This window comes from Brevibacillus sp. NSP2.1, from assembly GCF_000470975.2.
Lineage (GTDB): Bacteria > Bacillota > Bacilli > Brevibacillales > Brevibacillaceae > Brevibacillus > Brevibacillus agri.
Genome location: NZ_CP048274.1, coordinates 3,766,537 through 3,786,803 on the forward strand (window position 1 = coordinate 3,766,537; position 20,267 = coordinate 3,786,803).

Below are 20,267 nucleotides of genomic sequence, written 5' to 3' on the forward strand. Positions count from 1 at the left end.
GCATCTTGGGGGGTGAAATTAAAATGGCAACGAACAAACGCTCGGAACGAGGACGCAACCACCCGTCCGACACCTTGTACGACCAGCCTGCGGGCACCATTGCCCACAAAGCCCGCTACGGGGCAAGCGAACAGAGCAAACAGCCGAATGAAAATGGCGATTTGCCGAACAAACCCGGCGGAGACGTCCGCACCTGATGTTTGGCTCCCCCTCTTACTCGGGGGAGTTTTTCTTCGGCAATCCGCGAGCATCCAGCTTTTGCCGCTCTTCCTGAAAGCGCCGGATATGCCGCTCATAGCCAAAATCCTTTGGCTGATAAAACGAATAATTCACACCGTCAGGCAGATACTGTTGGGGCACATATCCATACGGGTAATCGTGCGGGTACAAATATCCCTGACCGTGTCCCAGCTTGGCTGCGCCCTTGTACGCCGAATCTCGCAAATGAATCGGAACCTGCTTGTGGCCGTCCGTCCGAATCCGGGCCAGCGCCGAGTTGATTCCGTTGTAGGCAGCATTGCTTTTCGGAGCCGTAGCCAAATACGTCGTTGCCTGGGCCAGAGGGATTCGTCCCTCGGGCATCCCCACCAATTCTACCGCCTGAAAGCAGGCCACCGCAACCGAGATCGCCTGCGGGTCCGCATTTCCAATGTCCTCGGAAGCCGAAATCACCAGTCGGCGCGAAATGAAACGGGGATCTTCTCCCGCATCAATCATCCTCGCCAGCCAATATAACGCGGCATCCGGGTCAGAGCCGCGGATGGATTTGATAAAAGCCGAAATCGTATCGTAATGATTGTCGCCGCTCTTGTCGTAGCGAACAGCGCGCCGCTGGATGGACTCGACGGCCACGTCCAGGGTCACCGTCACGCCGCCGTCCGGACCAGGAGGCGTCGTCGTCACCGCCAGCTCCAAGGCGTTCAACAGCCGTCTGGCGTCTCCTTCCGCGTACTGGATCAAGTGTTCGGCCGCTTCCTTCGTCACGGTGACAGACAGTTCTGCCAATCCGTTTTCTTCATCGTTCAGCGCCCGCTCCATCACCTGCTGCAGCTCCTCATGCGACAGCGACTGCAGGGCAAACACTTGCGAGCGCGACAGCAAGGCCGGATTGACCTCGAAATACGGATTTTCCGTCGTGGCGCCAATCAAAATGATCGTTCCTTCCTCCACGTAAGGAAGAAGCGCGTCCTGCTGGGACTTGTTGAAGCGGTGAATCTCGTCGACGAACAGCGTCGTCCGCTGGTTGTCCATCACGAGCCGCTCTTTCGCTGCGTCCACGACTTTGCGGATGTCCGCCACCCCTGCCGTGACCGCGTTCAGCTCGGAAAAATGCGTCCGGGTGGTGCGGGCAATCACTTTGGCCAGCGTCGTCTTTCCCGTGCCGGGCGGACCGTAAAAAATGAGCGACGACACTTGATCGGCTTCAATCGCCCGGCGCAGCAGCTTGCCCGGCGCCAAAATGTGCGATTGGCCGATCACTTCCTGAATCGTCTTGGGCCGCATGCGCGCAGCGAGCGGCTTTTGCTTGCGGCCCCCTTCTTGGTCATAGGCATACGAAAACAGATCGTTCATGCTATCCTATCCTTTTACGGGCTGCCAGTCCAACAGGTCACGCACGACGACGCTGGCCAGAATCAGGCCAGCTACGGATGGAACAAAAGCGTTGCTCGCTGGAGGCTGCCGCACTTTGCTGATCGGGGAGTTCGGGTTGGACACGATTTTTTCCCGCACATCTGTGCGAACGGTCACCGGAATCTCTCTGGAGTAAACCACCTTGACGCCTTTGTAAATGCCTTTTTTGCGCAGTTCGCGGCGAATGACCTTGGCAATCGGGTCATAGCTCGTCTGGGAAATATCCGCGACCTCAAAACGGGTCGGGTCCATCTTGTTGGCGGCCCCCATGCTGGAGATGATGGGAATATGGCGGCGCTTCGCTTCCTGGATCAGATGCAGCTTGGCCGACATCGTATCCATGGCGTCCACGATGTAGTCGAACTCGTGGGCAAACAGTTGCTCGGCCGTCTCTTCGTTGTAAAACATGTTGAGCGTCACGACTTCGCATTCCGGATTGATCGCGGCGATCCGCTCTTTCATCAGCTCTGCCTTTTTCTGTCCGATCGTGTGGAGCGTCGCGTGAATTTGACGGTTGATGTTGGTGATGTCAACCACATCCTTGTCCACGAGCACAAGCTTGCCGACACCTGTACGGGCCAGCGCTTCCACTGTGAAGGAGCCGACGCCGCCGACACCGAGAACGGCGACGCGGCTGTTTTTCATTTTTTCCAAACCTTCGGGACCGAAGGCCAATTCGCAACGGGAAAATTGATGAAGCATCGTAGGTTTCACCTTTCATTCGCAAGTAAAATGATAGTCAATCGGAAAAGTAGGAATCACAAAGAAAAAAGGAGCCCCATTATGCCGTGTAGCTCCTTAGTTTTGAACCTGCTAATCGCAGGTGGGTGTCTTGCCCAACTGTTGCAGACGTCCACTCGACGGAGGCATGCCTTTACAATTGCGGACGAAAAACTCCCGAGACAAACTTTGTGGCTCAAAACTATCGGATGTCACGAACATCGCAGGGCTTGTAGCTAGTATTACCAATGTATCAAAGAGCAATGCAGTTGCGCAAGTCGATTACGCTTCTACCTTTTCTTCTTCTTTTGCCAGCGTGGCGATAGACAGCTCTGTCAGTTGCTTTGGCGCTACCACATCTGGCGCATTGACCATCAGGTCGCTTGCGCTTGCCGTTTTCGGGAACGCGATGACTTCGCGCAGGTTGGTGCGGCCAGCCAGCAGCATAATCAGACGGTCCAGGCCGAGCGCGATACCGCCGTGCGGAGGCGTGCCGTACTCGAATGCATCCAGGAGGAAGCCGAATTGTTCATGCGCTTCTTCTTGTGTGAAGCCGAGTGCCTTGAACATTTTTTCCTGCACGTCGCGTTTGAAAATCCGCATGGAACCGCCGCCCAGCTCGTAGCCGTTCAGTACCATGTCGTACGCTTGCGCACGGATTTGGCCCGGATCGGTGTCGAACAGGTGCAGGTCTTCGTCTTTTGGACGAGTGAACGGATGGTGCAGCGCCACGTAGCGTTTTGCTTCCTCATCCCACTCGACCAGCGGGAAGTCGACGACCCACAGGAACGCGAACTTGCTCTGGTCGATCAGGCCGAGTTCCGCACCGAGCTTGGAGCGCAAGGCGCCCAATGCGTCCGCGACGACTTTTGGCTTGTCGGCGACGAACAAAAGCAGGTCGCCTTCTTCGACTTCGAGGCGTTTTTTCAGTTCGTTGATCTCTTCTTCTTTAAAGAACTTGGCGATCGGGCCTTTTACTTCGCCGTCCTTGAAGCCCATGTACGCAAGACCTTTCGCGCCGTAGCGGGCCGCGAATTTTTGCAGGTCATCCGCTTCTTTGCGGGAGTAGTGGCCGCAGCCTTTGGCGTTGATCGCTTTTACTTGTCCGCCGCCAGCGACAACGCTTGCGAAAACTTTGAAGTCGCTTGTCGCAACCAGGTCGGATACGTCTGTCAGTTCCATGCCGAAGCGCACGTCCGGTTTGTCGGAGCCGTAGCGCGCCATCGCTTCCGCGTAAGTCAGGCGCGGGAACGGCGTCGGAACGTCCACGCCGATCGTTTGCTTGAACACGTGCGCGACCATTTTTTCCATCATCGGCAAAATTTCTTCCATCGACAGGAAGGACGTCTCGATGTCCACCTGGGTGAACTCAGGCTGGCGGTCAGCGCGCAAGTCTTCGTCGCGGAAGCAGCGCACGATCTGGTAATAGCGCTCCAGACCGGATACCATCAGAAGCTGCTTGAACAACTGTGGCGATTGCGGCAGCGCGTAAAACTCGCCTGGATGCACGCGGGATGGCACGAGGTAGTCGCGCGCGCCCTCTGGCGTGCTCTTGGTCAGCATCGGCGTCTCCACTTCCACGAAGCCGTTCTCGTCGAGGTAGTCGCGGAATGCTTTTGCCGCTTTGCTGCGCAGAATCAAGGAACGCTGCATTTCCGGACGGCGCAGGTCGAGGTAGCGGTATTTCAGGCGAACCTGTTCATCGACGTCGATGTCGTCCTCGATTTGGAACGGAGGCGTTTTGGCGTCGTTCAAAATTTGGATTTCGGAGATGTGAACTTCGACTTCACCCGTTTTCAGCTTCGGATTGACGGCTTCCGGCGCGCGGTTCACGACGTTTCCTTTTACCACCAGCACGTACTCGCTGCGCACTTTGTCAGCGGCTTCCCACGCTGCCTTGTTGTGCTCCGGATTGAAGACGATTTGCACGATCCCTGTGCGGTCGCGGAAGTCGATGAAAATGACCCCGCCGAGGTCGCGGCGCTTTTGCACCCAGCCGTTCAGTACGATTTCCTGCCCTACATGTGCTGTTGTCACTTCACCGCAATGTACGGTGCGATATTGCCAAGACATGATGATTTCCCCCACTTTTGGTTTGTTGGTTTTGTTAGTTTGCTTGTTGTACTTTTGCCGCCAGGACAGAGACAAATTCGTCCTGCTTGATCTCCTGCTGCTCGCCTGTTGCCATTTCCTTCAGGACAACCGTGCCGCTTGCCAGCTCGGACTCTCCGATGATCGCGGTGAAACGGGCAGACAGCCGATCCGCTTGCTTGAGCTGCGCCTTCATTTTCCGGTCGAGATAGTCCAGCTCAGCGGCCACGCCCGCCTGACGCAGTTGGTCGACGAGAATAAACGCGCCTTTTTTCGCTTCCGGCGTCTGCACGACGACGAAGCAGTCGATCCCGCCGGTAATCGGCAACTGCACGCCCTGCTTTTCCAGGGCCAGCAGCAAGCGCTCGATACTCAGCGCGAAGCCGATTCCCGGCATGTCGTCGCCGCCCAGCTCCGCGACCAGACCGTTGTAGCGTCCGCCGCCGCAAAGCGTTTCCACCGCGCCGATTTCCGCCATCTTGATTTCAAAAGCGGTCAGTGTGTAGTAGTCCAGTCCGCGAACCAGACGCGGGTTGACATGGTACGGAATGTCGAGCGCAGTCAGGTAGTCTTTCACGGCTTCGAAGTGAGCCGCCGACTCTTCGCTCAAGTAATCCAGAATGGATGGAGCGTCTTTGGTTAATGTTTTGCACTTTTCGTTTTTGCAGTCGAGCACGCGCAGCGGATTGCGGTCAATCCGGGATTGGCAATCCTCGCACAGCTCGGAGCGCACGCCGTTCAGATGCGCCAGCAGGTGCTCGCGGTGGCGCGCCCGGTCTTCTACCGTCCCGACGCTGTTCAGCTCGACGGACAGCCCTGTCAGTCCCAGCTCCTGGTACAGACGAATGGCAAGCCCGATCACCTCGGCGTCAATCGCCGGATCGCTCGAACCGATCGCTTCCGCCCCGAATTGCACGAATTGGCGGTAGCGCCCTGCCTGCGGACGCTCGTGTCGGAACATCGGCCCCAGGTAGTACAGCTTGGTCGGCTGATTTGGCGAACCGTACATCTTGTTTTCCACGTAGGAGCGAACGACGCCCGCCGTCCCTTCCGGACGCAGCGTGAGCGCATCGTTGCTGCGCGGGTTGGCCACGCTGTACATTTCTTTTTCCACGATGTCCGTAGTCTCGCCTACGCCCCGCTGAAACAGCTCCGTGCTCTCGAACAGCGGCGTGCGAATCTCCGCGTAGTTAAAGCGGCGGCACAGCTCGCGGGCTTTTGCTTCTACGTAGTGCCACAGCTCTACGGTACCTGGCATAATATCCTGCGTACCGCGGGGAATCTGGATTCTCGTCATTCCTCTCGAACCTCCATGTCTTTTGAAAAACTCGGGCTACGCCAAACCTCCAGGATGAGACAACTTTTTTCGCTGACAAATAAAAAAGTCCCTCGCCTCCTGACATTCAGCAATTCGCCACATGTCAGGGACGAGAGACTGGTTATACTCCCGTGGTGCCACCCTGTTTGAACAGCCTTATGTAAAAAGGCTATCCCACTTATTAGCCGTTAACGCCGGCGGACGCCTGCCAGTTACTGAGGAGTCGAGGCCGATGCCTCGCCCGTTCACTGCGGTCTTCGGGGATGTCATTCACCAAGTCGTGATACGAAAGCACTCTCAGCCACGGCGCTTCCTCTCTGGTTATCCGTTTCATTGGATACTTGTTCCCGTCATCAGATCGTTTTATCAAAAAGCTTATTGTGAATCATAGCAAACCAGTCAGCGGGCGTCAACAGGCGCCCCATAAAACTTTTTTTACTACGCTATGCGGCAAGACGCCCTATGCGTGCGCCTCTTTTTCTCTACCTGTCGCCCCGGCGTAAATTTCGTCCAGGTCGCGCAGCTTGTTGTCCACCAGCGTCTTGTACGTGTCGTTGTACGTCTTCGGGTCTTTCGGATTCGGAAACCGCTTCAGCTTGCCGCTGCCCGGCGCCATCAGCTTGGAGACGGCGCCGCAGCCAAGGCCGAGAATCGTCTGCACCTCTTCCATAATCATGATGTTGTAGATGCTTTCCTGACCGGGCTTGGCATAGCCGACATTCTCTAGGTTACCCAAAATGTTTTTTTGGCGATACAGATAATACGGATCGTAGCCGTTCGCGGCTGTCCAGGCGGAAGCCATCTCCATCATCCTGCTGATCTCGTCGCGGCTGGCTACCTTGTAGCGCTCCTTGTTCTGGGTCATCTCGGAAGCTCGTTTAAACGACAAGGTATGCACAGTCAGCGAGGCTGGCATCAGCTTCTCCACTTGTTCGAGACTGTGCACAAGCTCGGCCACCCCCTCGTTGGGCAGCCCGATAATCAGGTCCATGTTGATATTGGTCAGGCCCATTTCCATAGCGAGATGGTACTTTTCAATCGTCTCCTCGACGGTGTGGTGGCGGCCGATCGCGCGGAGCGTCTCTTGCGTGAACGACTGGGGATTGATGCTGATCCGGTCCACCTCCCAGCGCTTCATCACGCTGAGCTTTTCGGCGGTAATCGTATCCGGCCTGCCCGCTTCGACGGTCAGCTCGCGCACCCCGTCCATATGCGGAAAGCTGCGGTGCATCGTCTCAAACAACTGGTTCATGTCCTCTGCCGTAATGCTCGTCGGCGTGCCGCCCCCAAAGTAGATGGAGGTGATGCGCTGGTCGTTTTTCGTCAGCCACTCGCCCATTTTCTCGATCTCGTAGTGCAGCCCTTCGAGGAACGGATTGACCGAAGCCGTATGGCTGCGAATCGCATAGGCAGGAAACGTACAGTACGCGCATTTCGTCGGACAGAAAGGAATGCCGATGTACACGGACAGCTCGCGGTCGATCTGGTACAGGTCGGGTACCACCTGAAGCTGCTTGTCGACGATCGCTTGCAAGAGCTTCAGCTTGTACGGGCGCAAAATCACATCCTGCTGGAGCTTCCGGTGCGCTTCCTCGCGTCCGACACCTGCCACGTTCAACTGGTGCAGCAGCTTGGTCGGGCGAATGCCTGTGAGGATGCCCCAGCCTTGCTCGATCCCGGTATATTCTTCCAGCATCAGCAACAGGGCGTAGCAGAGCGCCTGCTTGGCCGTTTTGCGCATCGCTTTTTCATCGCGCGAGACGTAATTGCGCTTGACTTGATGGGCGAGTTGCCTGTTTCCGGCGAAAAGCTCGCCCGAAGCTACAACTCCCTCTTCCTGTACAGCAAGTGCCAGCTTTATTCGCATATCGGCGTCGCCTTCCCACGAAGAGACGAAGGCGAGCGCGGGGTCTTCGTAAAACAAGGCGAGAATCAAGGAGAGTTCGCGCTCAAAGGCGTGTCCCTCGCACTTTATTTGAATCATCGTTCGTTCACCTGCTTTTTTAAAATGCCACTCCTCATCATAGCTGACGGAGTTCCCCCCGGTCAACAAAAGCAAGGAGCGGCACTTCAGGCGATTACTTCCTTTTTTGACGCGGCTGCTGCAGGTCGCGCATGCCGACAAAAAAATCTTGGGACATTTCTACATTTGGCCGTGACGATTCTTTGGCCAAATCGTCATGAAAGTCGACGGAAAAAAATTGTCGATTCAAGCCTTGCGCAAATGTTTCCTTGTTGGACTGCCTCACAATCTACTCCTCCTGCGTGCAATAGTGCTCTTTTGTCCTAGTATGGCCTATTGCGAGACATTGCAGTCGGCGGAAGGACTTGCAAAGCTTTGTCGCTTCTTGCAGGAAAAAGCCGAAGCAGGCGCGAAGTGATTGTGTTGGCAAAAACATGAAAGAAACGTCCCTTGACGACTCTAGCATTTCAATTATTGGGAAAGGATGTCTACCGTGTCTGTACGTCAAAAAATCGTGAGGTCGCTACTGACTATCGTCTGCGCCATCTCCCTCCCCGTTTCGTCAGCCTGGGCTGCCGGTTCTGTTCAGGTCACCGTGGACAAGCTCAATGTCCGCTCCGGCCCGAGCCTTCAGGACGCCGTCGTCACCACACTGCCGAACAAGACGGTGCTGCCTGTCATCTCCACCAAAAACGACTGGGTGCAGGTCAAGCTGCCCAATGGGCAAAGCGGCTGGGTAGCCAACTGGCTCGTCTCGGCACAGCAGCAGCCCGCGCCCGCTGCGGCAAAGACTGTCGAGAGCACGACGACCAACCTCAACGTGCGCTCCGGTCCCAGCCAGACTCATCCGGTCATCCAGACGATCAACCCCGGGACGCGCTACCCGATCGTGCAAAAAAACGGCGATTGGATCATGATTCAGCTCAGCGGCGGCAAAACAGGCTGGGTAGCCGCCTGGCTCGTCAAAGACAGCTCGTCTGCCTCGACAGGCTCCACGCCAGGCGCTGGAACAGCCGGAACGCCGCCAACCGGACAGGCAGGCGGCAATCCGCCGAGCACTGCCGGAGGCGCTGTCACACCGAAGCCGTCCGCCGTTCAGGGGGCAAGCCTGACGCTGGAGTTCGCCCCTTATGTGTACCCTACACCGGATGCGAGCACGCCGGCGATCGGACAACTGCACGCGGGCGAGACGATTACCGTGCTGACGCAGCAAAACGGCTGGATTCAGTTCCCCTACGACGGGGTGAACGCCTGGATTTCCACGAACAGCAACGCACCTGCCCAAGACACCACCACGGCGCCAAGCACAGATACAGGTGGTGCAGGCAATACGAGCACGCCCGCTCAGCCGAGCACGCCTGCCACACCCGCTGAGCAGACAGCGACGGTGCAAACAGACGGGCTGAATTTGCGCAGCGAGTCCAATACGTCCAGCGCGATTCTCGCCACGCTGCCCATCGGCAGCAAGCTGAAGGTGCTGGAAAAGCAAGGCGATTGGTACCGCGTGCAAACTTCTGCCGGAAAAACGGGCTGGGTAGCAGGCTGGCTCGTCACCGTCTCGGGAGCAAACACGCCTACGCCAAGCGGCCCATACGTCACGATCATCAATGCCAATACGAATGTCCGCTCCGGTCCCGGCACCGAACATAGCGTGCTGCGGCAAGTACAGACAGGCGAGAAATACAGCATCGAAAACAGAGAGGGCGACTGGTTCAAAGTCACGCTCAGCGATGGCACGACAGGCTATGTGGCCGGCTGGCTCGTAGCGGCGAGCGGAGCGCCTGCTGTCATTCGCAGCCAGGCGCTCGCCGGAAAACTGATCGTCGTCGACCCCGGACACGGCGGAAACGACAACGGCGCGACCGGCTCCAGCTTTTCCACCCTGGAGAAAACCGTCAACCTGCAAGTCTCCTTGCTCCTGCGCAACAAGCTGGAAGCGGCCGGAGCCAAAGTCATCATGACGCGGGCGGACGACCGCAAACTCACCTTGCAGCAGCGCGTGGACGTGGCCGTGCAGAACAAAGCCGACATTTTTGTCAGCATTCACCACAATACGCATCCAAACACGGCGACCAACGGCTCCATCGTGTTTTTCTACCATCAAGGCAATTCCAGCAAGCTCGCTTCGCTGGTGCAAAACGAGCTGGTGAAGGCGACGAACTACAAAGACTTGCAGTCCCGCTTCGGCGACTACTTCGTCCTGCGGGAAAATTCCGTTCCCTCCATCCTGGCCGAGATCGGGTTCCTCTCCAACTACAACGACGAGATTCGCGTCCGCTCGGAGAAGCAGCAGGATCTGGCGGCAGAGGGCCTGTTCAAAGGGATTGTCCAATATTTCAACTCGTTGCACCCGCAGGGCGGTTGATCTTTGGGGAGTCGCCCTTCGCGCAAACAAAAAAACGGTTGCCTCGGCAGCCGTTTTTTGTTTGGATCTTGCACCTGTTCGCTTGTTCAGTAGGTTGGGCGCCTCTCCCACGGCTCGACCTGGCCGACGATCGTCTGCGCTGCTTTTTCCCCGATTGCCCGGATGACGCCATTGGCAATTTCCGCGTTGGTCAGCCAGCGCGCATCTTCCCCTTCGCACACGAAGCCGAGAATGACACGCTGGTACGCGCACGTCGTCGGCACATGGACAGCCGGAGGATTTTTCCAGGCGCGACTGCCGCAGACGTGGTACAGCCGAAACGGCTGCTTGGGGCGGGACAGCTCTGCCAATACGGTCGCAAGCGCATCTGGCGCCGTTTGATGAATCCAGGCCACGACCAGCTCCATCGGCCCTCGGCTCGCCACCAGCTCTGCCATGGCGGCGCGCAGCGTCTCCGTCTGCCCGTAATCGAGCGCGAGCAGATGAACAGAGCCAGGGTTCAAAGCCCCGTTTCTTACCTGTTCGAGCTTTTGGCGATCTCGTCCCACCACTGTTACTTGCCAGCCTTCTTTTGCGAGCCAGCGCGCCACCTCTGCCAGCATCCCGCTCGCTCCGATTACCAATGCTTCCCGCGCCATTTGCCCGCCCCCCACGTCGTTTCTGTGTTACGCTTCCACAATCAAGGTGACTGGCCCGTCGTTCTGCAGACGCACGTCCATCATCGCGCCAAAGCGCCCCGTCTCCACGACCAGACCTTTTTCCCGCAGCTTGGCATTGAACAGCTCGTACAGCGGTTCTGCCTGCTCCGGGCGAGCCGCCGCCATGAAGTTTGGCCGCCTTCCCTTGCGACAGTCCCCGTACAGCGTAAACTGGGACACGGACAAAATCTGCCCGCCCGTCTCCAGCACGGAAACGTTCATTTTGCCTTCTTCGTCTTCGAAAATGCGCAAATGGGCGATTTTGTCCGCGACGAACTCCACCTCTTTTTCGCTGTCCTCATGGGTGATGCCTACCAACAACAGCAGCCCGTGCTCGATTTGCCCGACCACCTCGCCGGCAACGGTCACACTCGCTTCCTTCGTTCTCTGCACAACTACTCTCACGTCGATCCATTCCTTTCGTTTCGTGTCTTGCCCTGCTGATCGCAGCCGCTCGCCGACAAACAAGAACACCCGATCCACGAAGGATCAGGTGCTCAAAATGCGGCGAACCGAATAAATATCTTTAATGCGCTTGATTCGTTCCACAACCTTCAAGAGATGATCCACATTGCTGATCGAGATGGTCATATGAATCGTCGCCACCCGATTTTTATCTGCTTTGCCGCTGACCGCGGCAATATTCGTCTTCGTCTCGGCTACGACTTGCAGCACGTCGTTCAAAAGGCCGCTGCGGTCGTTGCCCGTGATCTCGATTTCCACGTTGAAGTTGTGCTTCTGGTCCGTGTCCCATTCGACGTCGATCAAACGCTCCGAGCACTCGTCTGCCAGCACGTTCGGACAGTCCTTCCTGTGCACAGACACCCCGCGTCCCCGGGTAATAAAGCCGATGATCTGGTCGCCTGGAACCGGCGTGCAACAGCGCGAGATGCGCACCAGCAGGTTGTCTACGCCGCGCACCTTGACGCCGGATTCGCTCTTTTGCGCACGGTGGGCCGGATTTTGCTTGATTTCCGGGATGACCGGATTTTGCTCTTCCCGCTCGCGGCGGAGCTTGTCGAGCAGCCTTGTGGCAATCTGCGAGGCGGTAATGCCGCCGTAGCCGACTGCCGCAAACATGTCCTCGGCCCCCTGAAAATTAAAGCGCGCCGCCGCTTCCTTCAGGTTCGTCTCCGTCATCGCTTCCTTGACGTCGAAGTTGCGCGACTTGATCTCGGCTTCCACCATTTGCTGGCCTTTGGCGACGTTTTCTTCCCGCTTTTCTTTTTTGAACCACTGCTTGATCTTGTTGCGCGCATGGGCGGACTTGGCCATTTTCAGCCAGTCCTGGCTCGGCCCGTACGAATGCTTGGAGGTGAGAATCTCGACGATATCGCCCGTTTTCATGGCGTAGTCGAGCGGGACAATCTTGCCGTTTACTTTCGCCCCAATCGTCCGGTTTCCAACCGCCGAGTGAATGCGATAGGAAAAGTCGAGCGGCACGGAGCCTTTTGGCAGCTCCACGACATCGCCTTTTGGCGTGAAGACAAAGACCGTATCCGAGAACAAGTCCTGCTTGAGACTTTCCATGAACTCCTGGGCGTTGGGCGCTTCCTCGGAGCCGCCTTCGATGATCTCGCGCAAGCTGCCCAGCTTCTCGGCAAACGAGCCTTGCACGACACTTTTGCCTTCCTTGTACGCCCAGTGCGCCGCGATCCCGATTTCTGCCGTCTGATGCATATCCCATGTGCGAATTTGCACTTCCAGCGGCTCGCCTTTTGGCCCGATCACCGTCGTGTGCAGCGATTGATACATGTTCGTCTTGGGCATCGCGATGTAGTCCTTGAAGCGGCCAGGCATCGGCTTCCACAAGGTGTGGACGATTCCCAATACCGCGTAGCAATCGCGAATGTCGTTCACGATAATGCGCAGCGCCAGCAGATCGTAAATTTCGTTGAACTGCTTGTTTTGCTTGGTCATCTTTTTAAAGATGCTGTATATGTGCTTGGGACGCCCCGATATTTCCGCCTCGATATTCAGCTCGCCCAGCTTCTCCCTGATCGTGTCCGACGCTTCGTTCAGGTAAGCCTCTCGCTCCACCCGCTTTTTTTGCATCAGGTTGACGATCCGGTAATACTGCTGCGGATTCAAATAGCGCAGCGCCGTGTCCTCCAGCTCCCATTTGACGGAGGCAATCCCCAGGCGATGGGCAAGCGGCGCGAAAATTTCCAGCGTTTCATCGGAAATTTCCCGCTGCTTTTCTTCGGACATGTGCCGCAGCGTCCGCATGTTGTGCAGCCGGTCTGCCAGCTTAATCATGATGACACGGATGTCCTGGGCCATGGCGACCAGCATCTTGCGGTGATTTTCGGCAAGCTGCTCTTCCTTGGACTTGTATTTGATTTTTTCCAGCTTGGTTACCCCATCTACCAGCAGAGCCACATCAGGCCCGAACTGTTCCCGGAGATCGTCAAGCGTAACGTCGGTGTCTTCCACCACATCATGCAAAAACCCGGCCGCAATCGTCACGGCGTCCATGTGCAGGTTTGCGAGAATCCCTGCCACGGCAATCGGGTGCATGATGTACGGAACACCTGATTTTCTGATCTGCCCCTCATGGGCTTTTTCAGCCAACTGATAGGCGCGAGTAATCAGGTCCAGATCCGATTGTGATAAATAGGTGCTTGCTTTTTTTACTACCTCATCAATGCCGGTAATCATAGTTCCCTTCCCTTATCCTCTCATTGGAAAACTTGGCTTTGCCAAGCCTTATGTCACAGGCGAAGGCTTCGTTGCGGATAAAAAAAAGCCTTTAAAGGTTGAAGTTGTTGCGTAGAAGCAGGCTCGAATAATCGATCGTTTGTCTGGATGAAAAAAAACGTCATGTCTATTTCATACTATTATCTTTTATGTCGTTCGTATTGTAAAGCTGTTTCCCCTGTAAAGTATGAACAGGGCGCGGAAAAAAGAAAAAAACGGGCATATAGCCCGTTTTTCGTTGATGGTTCAATTAATATTGCACCAAAGATTTGATCGGCACGTCGCCGATTTTTTTGCGGCCTTCCAGGTAGGACAGCTCGATGAAGAAAGCAGCGCCTACCACTTTTCCGCCCAACTGTTCAATCAGGTTGATCGTCGTTTCGATCGTTCCCCCGGTTGCCAACAGGTCGTCTGCAATCAGAACGCGTTGCCCAGGCGTAACCGCATCTACGTGTACCGCGAGCGCGTCTTTGCCGTACTCAAGGTCGTAGTCCGCTTTGATCGACTCGTAAGGCAGCTTGCCGGATTTGCGGATCGGCACAAAGCCGATTCCGAGCTCGTAAGACAGAGGAGCCCCCACAACAAACCCGCGTGCTTCCGGACCTGCGATGACGTCTGCCTGCACTTCGCGGGCGAATTCAGCGAGATCCTGAATCGCAGCGCGGTAGGCGGAGCCGTCTTTCAGCAGCGTGGTGATATCTTTGAAACGAATCCCCGGTTGCGGGAAGTCCGGAATGACGCGAATGTATTGTTTGTAATCCATGAAAAATTCCTCCTATACGGTGACAGGTGTCACCAACTGTTGAAACGTTTGAATCAATGATTCCGAAGAAGAAAGCAGCAAATCCGTGGCAAGCTGTGCCTCTTCCTTCCACTCCGAATAAATAACCGAGCTTTCCAGCGGCCTTTTCTCTACCGTCTGCTGCAAGCGGTACTGTTCTGCGTCCTCGCTGACAAACTGCAGCTCGACAAAAATGGCGAGCATCCCGTCCAGCAAGTTCCTTTTCCATTGCAGCTTGCGGGCCAGCGCGTCGAGATGAATGCGCTTGACAACTGGCACCTGCACAAAAAACTGGTACAATTGCTTGAAGTGCTCCCGGCTCGGACAGGAAAGCCGCTCCATCCCCAAATCCGGGTCGCCGAACAGGCAGTAGATGCGCTCGGCCTGTTGCAGCATGGCACTGATCGCATGCAAATCCGCCCGGCGCTTGGGTAGATCGTAGAGGATGATCGTCTGCTTCGGCCCTTCGTGTTCGAGCTTTGCGGATGGCCCGAGCAACAGCAGCGACGACAACTGCGCTTCTGCCGTCTTCTGCGCCAACTGCTCGTAGCTTTCCGTGCGAAATACGATCGTCACCGTTTCTGACTCCGCTGCAAGCTGCTGCCATTTTTCTACTTTATCACGACTTCCCCGCCAATCAAAAACTTGCTGGTGATTGACCGACAAATCGCGAATGGTCAACTGTGGCTTGCGGTTGCCGTTCCATTCATTGACCGACAGCTCGCCCAGCACCTGAAAGCGCGCTTTCGGGGTCACCTTTTTCGTCACGTGCGCCCAGTTGAAGCCGATGGCATCCAACGCTTGGCCTGACCTGACGAGTGTGCATTTCAAATGATTGTCGTCGCGCCCGATCGTGCGCATTCCCTGGGTTTCCACTTCCTCCAGCATGACGAGCGGAGTCGGGTTGCCCATTCCGTACGGAGCTAGCCGCTCCAACTGCTCCGCTGCCTCCAGGCTGATCTCTTCCATGCTCATCGCCACATCGACCTTGGTCAGCGGGATAAAGTCTTCTTTCGTCAGCCACTGGCCTGCCAGTTCGTTCAGCCTGTTGCGCAGCAGGTCGAGATTTTCCACAGGCAAGGTCATCCCTGCCGCCATGGTATGTCCGCCAAAATGCGGGAGCCATTCCTTGCACGCGGTCAGCCCTTCGTACATGTCAAAGCCGGCAATGCTTCGCGCCGAGCCTTTGGCCGTGCCTTTTTCCGGGTCGATGCCGAGCACGATGGTCGGACGGTAAAACAGCTCGACCAGCCGAGACGCCACAATTCCCACGACGCCGACGTTCCAGCCTTCCTTGGCCAGCACGAGGACGTTGTTTTCTTCCGGTGGGTACAGCTCTCTCACCATCTGTACGGCTTCTTCCGTCATCGCCGCCACCAGTTCCTGGCGCTCGCGATTCAGGTCGTCCAAAGCTTGCGCACACTGCTCGGCTTCGGCCTGATCCTCGGTCGTCAGCAGCTTGACGGCGGACTCTGCCGTCTCCAGCCGTCCGCTCGCATTCAGCCGCGGTCCGAGGGCAAATCCGACATGGCCTGCCGACAGCTCGCTGTCAGCCAGCCCGCACACGCGGATGAGCGCCTGCAAGCCGATATTGCGCGTCTGGTTCAGCCGCTTCAGTCCTACCCTGGCGAGAATCCGGTTTTCATCGACCAATGGCACCAAGTCGGCGATCGTCCCGAGTGCAGCCAGGTCGGCCAAGTGCAAAGGAGGCTCCTTCAGCAAGGCATGCCCCAGCTTGAAGGCGACCCCGACTCCCGCGAGCATGTCAAACGGGTACGTACAGCCCGGCTTTTTCGGGTTAATCACAGCAAATGCCTCCGGGATGACAGCCGGAGGTTCGTGGTGGTCGGTTACAATGACGTCAAGACCTAACTGTGTGGCATACGCTACCTGCTCTACTGCACTGATTCCTGTGTCGACGGTAATAATCAGCTTGTAACCGCTTTTATGCAGATGCGCCAAGGCGTCTTTATGTAACCCATACCCTTCGGTAAAACGGTTGGGAATGTAGTAGTCAAAAACAGCGCCGAGTTGGCGCAGCAGATGTACCATTAACGATGTGGAACTGACCCCGTCCGCGTCATAGTCGCCGTAAATGCAGATCGGCTCTTGCCTCTCTATGGCTTGTTGAATGCGATGCACGCTCTGTTCCATTCCATCCAGCAAAAAAGGGTCATGAAACAATTCCGGGCCAGCTTGCAAAAAATCACGGGCCTTCTGCGCTGTGTCGATGCCGCGAATCACCAGCAGCTTGGACACGAGCGGAGTTAGCTGGCACTCCTCAGCTATACTGGCCGCAATCTGTTCATCGTAGGTGGCCAGTTTCCAGCGTGTTTTCGCTTTCAGCATAGGCTCTCCTCCAATCCTCATTCATTATAGAGGATGGAGCGGGAGACTGACAACTGCATAAAACATGGCGTTTTTACGGTTTTTGCCGGGGAGCGGGATCGTATGGGTTGACATGGACAAAAACGTCGCGGACTTCTGCGAATGTTTCCAGCAACGTATGCTTGACACGCTTGCCGATTTGATGCCCCGCAAGCACAGTAATCGACGGGTCTACGCTGATTTTTACATCGACAATCTGGTAGTGCCCGTGCTCTCTCGCTCGCAACGAATCAATCCGCAGCACGCCTTCGACCTGTTCGATCGCCTGGCGCAGCTTTTGCGTATCCTCTTCGTGCAAAACGTGGTCGAGCGTGCTGTGAATGGATTCCATCATGATGCTGTACGCCATCTTCAGCACGAGGGCAGAAACGAAAATGCCGGCAGCCGGGTCCAGGTACAGCATCCACGCTACTCCCAGCCACTCCCCGGCAATCGCGCCGCCGATTCCCACCAGCGCCGCAAAAGACGAATAGACGTCCGAGCGATGCTCCCAGGCGTTGGCAATCAGCGACTGGCTGTTCAGCTTTTTGCCGAGCTTGTACTTGTAGCGGAACATCCACTCCTTGACGATCATCGAGCCGATGGCGGCCCAGACAGCCAGCAAGCCGGGAGCTTCCAGCGGAGCGAAAAACGCCTTGAGCGACGACATCGCAATTTCAAAGCCGACAATCGCCAGCAACACCGAGACGATAATCGCTGCGATCGACTCCGCTTTCCCGTGTCCATACGGATGATCGGCGTCAGGCGGACGCTCTGCCGCTCGCAGACCGATCAGAACAGCCACCGATCCGACGACATCGGACGCCGAGTGGACGGAGTCTGCGATCAGCGCCTGCGATTTTGCCGCAAGCCCGATCGCGAGCTTCACTCCTGCCAGCGCGAGATTGCCCACAATGCCTACCCACGCGCCAAACTGGGCTTTTGCCAGCCGATCATCACCCATCGCTATCTCCTCCTCCATCCGCACGCTTTTTTGTGTAAGAGTAGAAAACCGCAGGGAAAAATCCCTGCGGTCTACGTTGCGAAAGCTTTTGTTGAAGCAAATGGATTACGCTTCTTTTTTCTTTCTCATATTCCGCTCCTTCAAGTTTACCCAAACTTGAGCAGCAATAAAGATCGAGGAGTACGTACCGCTCACCAGACCGAACAAAAGCGCCAGCGAGAAGTTGCGAATGCTTTCGCTGCCGAGTACCGCGATAGCAAGAGCGGTAAAGAACACGGTCGCTACGGTGTAGACGGAACGGCGCATCGTTTGCCAGAGAGACACGTTCACCAGATGCTCCAAATCCGGAATCGTTTTGGACTTCATGGTGCGCAAGTTCTCCCGGATACGGTCAAAAATAACGATTTTGTCGTTGATCGAGTAACCGAGAATCGTCAACAGCGCGGCGATGAAGGTAATGTCTACCTCCAGATCGAACACGGAGAACAGCGCGATCGGGATAATCACGTCATGCAAAAGCCCGACGACGCAGGCAATCCCGAACAGCAACTGGAAGCGAATCGCGATGTAAACGACGATCCCGAGCGAGGCAATCGCTACCGCAATCGCTGCCTTTTTCACCATTTCCTGGGCGATACTCGGGTCAACGGACGATACTTGCTTCGTTACCTGATCGCCGAATTTTTTCTTCAACGCCTCTTCTACCTTCATCAGTGTGTCAGAGGAAATCGTTTGATCGAAGCGGGTGTACGCCTGATTCGTTCCGTACGGCGTCACCTTGGAAAAGGATACGTCCGGAATCTCCTGCTTCAACACCGCTTCGACGTCAGTCGGGTTGAACTCTTTTCCTACGTAAATGTCCAGACGGGTCCCCGCCTTGAAGTCAACGCCAAGGTGCAGCCCCTGGAACAGCATAAACAAAAAACCGATGACGATAATCGCGGAAGAGAAAATGAAAAACTTCCGGCGATTCTTTACGATGTCAAATCGAACGACAGTGTGTTCACGATCAAAGCTCACCGATCTCACTCTCCTTTACCCCGAACCAGAACGGCTTTTTAAACATGTTGGAACGGACCACCAGCCAGAGGAGGAAGCGAGACCCAAACACGTTGGTAATAACACTCACGATGATTGTCATTGCCAGTACGACAGCAAAACCTTGCACGGAGCTTGTCCCGAAGTAGAACAACACGCCTGTCGCAATCAACGTCGTCACGTGCGCGTCGATAATCGTAATCAAGGAACGGCGCTCACCGGCACGGAATGCCGACAAAATCGTTTTGCCCGAGCGAATTTCTTCTTGGATACGCTCATACGTAATGATGTTCGCATCGACCGCCATCCCTACTGCCAAAATAAAACCGGCGATACCAGGCAGCGTCAGGGTAGCATCCATCCAGTCGAGTACGACCATACAAAAATAAGTAAACCCGGCCAGCGTAATATTGGCAATCATCCCTGGCATGCGGTAGACGAGCAGCATGAACACGAAGATCAAGGCAGCCCCGATGTAGCCGGCATAGAGCGTTTTCTCCAGAGCCAGCGCACCGAGGGAAGCCCCTACCGATGTCACTTGCTTCTCTGTCAGCTTCGCAGGCATCGCACCGGAATTGAGCAGGTCAGCCAGTTCCTGTGCAGTCTCTTGGGTATAGTCTCCTGTGATTTGAGCGCTTCCGTTTGTAATCACAGCTTGAATGGTAGGATTTGTTTGCATGTTTTCATCCAAATAAATCGCCATGCGCTTGTACAGGTTCGCGCGGGTAACTTCCTCTACTTTTTTCGCGTCGGAAAATTTCAAGGTTACCAACGGGCGTCTCAAGTCATCGTAGCCGACCGCTGCCCCGTTTGGCGCCAGGTCGCTACCTTGCAGGATGATCTTGCCCGACTCGTCGCGGAACGTCAGTACAGCCGGTTTGCCGATCAGCTCGCGCAGCTTGTCCTGATCGGCGGATTGCGAAGCGATTTGCACGCGAATCCGGTTTGGCAGCTCGGTAGAGATCACAGGCTCTGCCACGCCACCGATGTTAATCCGTTTCTCAATCATGTGTGCGGTTGATTTCAACAGCTCGATATCAACCTTGTGTCCAGCCTCAAGAGGCTCAACCTCGTACAAAATCTCAAACCCGCCCTGCAGGTCCAGACCGAGAGTGATGTTTCCTGCCACCTGTTTGGTCGTAGTTGACACAAGTGTCGCCAAAAGGCCGACAACAACCAGGAACAGGAGAAATCTTCCCCATTTTATCATCGTTGTGATACCCCTCTTTCATAAACAGGGTCCCGCGCCAAGGCGAGAAACCAATATGCCCATTATAGCGAAGTATGAAAAAACGTGTCAATTATTGCTGGAAGAGCGAACCATGGTAACCAACCCCTTATCTACAATGAGCATGCTACTTATACGAATGTAGAGACAGGAAGTTTCACTAAGAATTTTTATACATTTGAATCATGAGATAGTTCATGTATTTGTTCGGCTTGAGAGACAGAATATCGTTGACGAGACGGTGCATCGGGGGGAATTCCTTGTACCCGTTCGTGACGCATTCCCACACGTCCGTAGCCTCCACATTTTCATAACCCAGCATGGCAAATTCCTCGGCCTTGCTCTGGCAAAGACTTGCTACTCGCCCATACCATTCCTGTTTTTGCGCTTGGTCCATCTCCG

At 55.8% G+C, this 20,267-nt stretch carries 17 protein-coding genes and 1 other RNA gene; 2 read left to right on the forward strand and 16 right to left on the reverse strand.

The annotated features are described in order from the left end of the window. Positions 1-23: 23 nt before the first annotated feature. Positions 24-197 (forward strand): hypothetical protein, encoded by a 174-nt coding sequence (locus M655_RS18355; protein WP_007782328.1) that lies wholly within the window; start codon positions 24-26, stop codon positions 195-197. Positions 198-213: 16 nt separating this feature from the next. On the opposite strand, the gene M655_RS18360 is transcribed toward M655_RS18355, so the two are convergent. The 7 genes from M655_RS18360 to M655_RS18390 all read right to left on the reverse strand — a co-directional run bounded on the left by M655_RS18360 (position 214) and on the right by M655_RS18390 (position 8,010). Then, on the reverse strand, positions 214-1,572 hold the full coding sequence (locus M655_RS18360; protein WP_005832466.1) for an AAA family ATPase: 1,359 nt from the start codon (positions 1,570-1,572) through the stop codon (positions 214-216). Between the two features lie 6 nt (positions 1,573-1,578). Beyond that, entirely contained in the window at positions 1,579-2,334 is a 756-nt protein-coding gene (locus tag M655_RS18365; RefSeq protein ID WP_005832465.1) for a tRNA threonylcarbamoyladenosine dehydratase, read from the reverse strand. A gap of 69 nt (positions 2,335-2,403) precedes the next feature. After that, a non-coding RNA gene (gene ssrS, locus M655_RS18370) (6S RNA) lies at positions 2,404-2,585 on the reverse strand. A 49-nt stretch (positions 2,586-2,634) separates the two neighbouring features. Next, the gene (gene aspS / locus M655_RS18375) at positions 2,635-4,425 is read right to left on the reverse strand and encodes an aspartate--tRNA ligase (RefSeq protein ID WP_025847095.1); all 1,791 of its coding nucleotides are present in this window, start codon (positions 4,423-4,425) and stop codon (positions 2,635-2,637) included. A gap of 34 nt (positions 4,426-4,459) precedes the next feature. Beyond that, positions 4,460-5,740 carry a histidine--tRNA ligase gene (gene hisS / locus M655_RS18380; RefSeq protein ID WP_026558418.1) on the reverse strand — a complete coding sequence of 427 codons (1,281 nt, stop codon included), beginning with the start codon at positions 5,738-5,740 and terminating at the stop codon, positions 4,460-4,462. Positions 5,741-6,221: 481 nt separating this feature from the next. Next, the gene (locus M655_RS18385; RefSeq protein ID WP_025847091.1) at positions 6,222-7,745 is read right to left on the reverse strand and encodes a coproporphyrinogen III oxidase; all 1,524 of its coding nucleotides are present in this window, start codon (positions 7,743-7,745) and stop codon (positions 6,222-6,224) included. 94 nt (positions 7,746-7,839) lie between these two features. Further along, positions 7,840-8,010 (reverse strand): hypothetical protein, encoded by a 171-nt coding sequence (locus M655_RS18390; protein WP_005832458.1) that lies wholly within the window; start codon positions 8,008-8,010, stop codon positions 7,840-7,842. A 198-nt stretch (positions 8,011-8,208) separates the two neighbouring features. Between M655_RS18390 and M655_RS18395 the strand changes: the two genes are divergently transcribed. Beyond that, on the forward strand, positions 8,209-10,089 hold the full coding sequence (locus tag M655_RS18395) for an N-acetylmuramoyl-L-alanine amidase family protein (protein ID WP_051353984.1): 1,881 nt from the start codon (positions 8,209-8,211) through the stop codon (positions 10,087-10,089). A gap of 86 nt (positions 10,090-10,175) precedes the next feature. Here the strand turns inward: M655_RS18395 and M655_RS18400 are convergent, their stop codons facing one another. The 9 genes from M655_RS18400 to M655_RS18440 form a co-directional block, all read right to left on the reverse strand. Further along, entirely contained in the window at positions 10,176-10,727 is a 552-nt protein-coding gene (locus tag M655_RS18400; protein ID WP_026558420.1) for a short-chain dehydrogenase, read from the reverse strand. Positions 10,728-10,754: 27 nt separating this feature from the next. Beyond that, entirely contained in the window at positions 10,755-11,192 is a 438-nt protein-coding gene (gene dtd / locus M655_RS18405; RefSeq protein ID WP_005832446.1) for a D-aminoacyl-tRNA deacylase, read from the reverse strand. A gap of 84 nt (positions 11,193-11,276) precedes the next feature. Next, positions 11,277-13,448: a RelA/SpoT family protein gene (locus M655_RS18410; RefSeq protein ID WP_005832444.1), complete on the reverse strand. Its 2,172-nt coding sequence runs from the start codon at positions 13,446-13,448 to the stop codon at positions 11,277-11,279. 289 nt (positions 13,449-13,737) lie between these two features. Then, on the reverse strand, positions 13,738-14,250 hold the full coding sequence (locus tag M655_RS18415; RefSeq protein WP_005832442.1) for an adenine phosphoribosyltransferase: 513 nt from the start codon (positions 14,248-14,250) through the stop codon (positions 13,738-13,740). A 12-nt stretch (positions 14,251-14,262) separates the two neighbouring features. Next, positions 14,263-16,617, reverse strand: a complete 2,355-nt coding sequence (recJ, locus tag M655_RS18420; RefSeq protein WP_005832440.1) for a single-stranded-DNA-specific exonuclease RecJ — start codon at positions 16,615-16,617, stop codon at positions 14,263-14,265. 73 nt (positions 16,618-16,690) lie between these two features. Next, positions 16,691-17,599, reverse strand: coding sequence for a cation diffusion facilitator family transporter (locus M655_RS18425; RefSeq protein WP_005832439.1), 909 nt, complete (start codon positions 17,597-17,599; stop codon positions 16,691-16,693). 105 nt (positions 17,600-17,704) lie between these two features. After that, positions 17,705-18,619, reverse strand: coding sequence for a protein translocase subunit SecF (gene secF, locus M655_RS18430; RefSeq protein ID WP_005832437.1), 915 nt, complete (start codon positions 18,617-18,619; stop codon positions 17,705-17,707). After that, entirely contained in the window at positions 18,609-19,847 is a 1,239-nt protein-coding gene (gene secD, locus M655_RS18435) for a protein translocase subunit SecD (protein WP_005832436.1), read from the reverse strand. Before secD ends, secF begins: the two co-directional genes overlap by 11 nt. Before the next feature lie 178 nt (positions 19,848-20,025). Next, positions 20,026-20,262: a post-transcriptional regulator gene (locus M655_RS18440; RefSeq protein ID WP_005832434.1), complete on the reverse strand. Its 237-nt coding sequence runs from the start codon at positions 20,260-20,262 to the stop codon at positions 20,026-20,028. Positions 20,263-20,267 lie beyond the last annotated feature (5 nt).

What these genes read in the sequence shown, in the direction of transcription:
- M655_RS18355 (WP_007782328.1), top strand. Translation starts at nt 24, where the DNA reads ATGGCAACGAACAAACGCTCGGAACGAGGACGCAACCACCCGTCCGAC.
- M655_RS18360 (WP_005832466.1), bottom strand. Translation starts at nt 1,572, where the DNA reads ATGAACGATCTGTTTTCGTATGCCTATGACCAAGAAGGGGGCCGCAAG.
- M655_RS18365 (WP_005832465.1), bottom strand. Translation starts at nt 2,334, where the DNA reads ATGCTTCATCAATTTTCCCGTTGCGAATTGGCCTTCGGTCCCGAAGGT.
- aspS (WP_025847095.1), bottom strand. Translation starts at nt 4,425, where the DNA reads ATGTCTTGGCAATATCGCACCGTACATTGCGGTGAAGTGACAACAGCA.
- hisS (WP_026558418.1), bottom strand. Translation starts at nt 5,740, where the DNA reads ATGACGAGAATCCAGATTCCCCGCGGTACGCAGGATATTATGCCAGGT.
- M655_RS18385 (WP_025847091.1), bottom strand. Translation starts at nt 7,745, where the DNA reads ATGATTCAAATAAAGTGCGAGGGACACGCCTTTGAGCGCGAACTCTCC.
- M655_RS18395 (WP_051353984.1), top strand. Translation starts at nt 8,209, where the DNA reads ATGTCTACCGTGTCTGTACGTCAAAAAATCGTGAGGTCGCTACTGACT.
- M655_RS18400 (WP_026558420.1), bottom strand. Translation starts at nt 10,727, where the DNA reads ATGGCGCGGGAAGCATTGGTAATCGGAGCGAGCGGGATGCTGGCAGAG.
- M655_RS18410 (WP_005832444.1), bottom strand. Translation starts at nt 13,448, where the DNA reads ATGATTACCGGCATTGATGAGGTAGTAAAAAAAGCAAGCACCTATTTA.
- M655_RS18415 (WP_005832442.1), bottom strand. Translation starts at nt 14,250, where the DNA reads ATGGATTACAAACAATACATTCGCGTCATTCCGGACTTCCCGCAACCG.
- recJ (WP_005832440.1), bottom strand. Translation starts at nt 16,617, where the DNA reads ATGCTGAAAGCGAAAACACGCTGGAAACTGGCCACCTACGATGAACAG.
- M655_RS18425 (WP_005832439.1), bottom strand. Translation starts at nt 17,599, where the DNA reads ATGGGTGATGATCGGCTGGCAAAAGCCCAGTTTGGCGCGTGGGTAGGC.
- secD (WP_005832436.1), bottom strand. Translation starts at nt 19,847, where the DNA reads ATGATAAAATGGGGAAGATTTCTCCTGTTCCTGGTTGTTGTCGGCCTT.
- M655_RS18440 (WP_005832434.1), bottom strand. Translation starts at nt 20,262, where the DNA reads ATGGACCAAGCGCAAAAACAGGAATGGTATGGGCGAGTAGCAAGTCTT.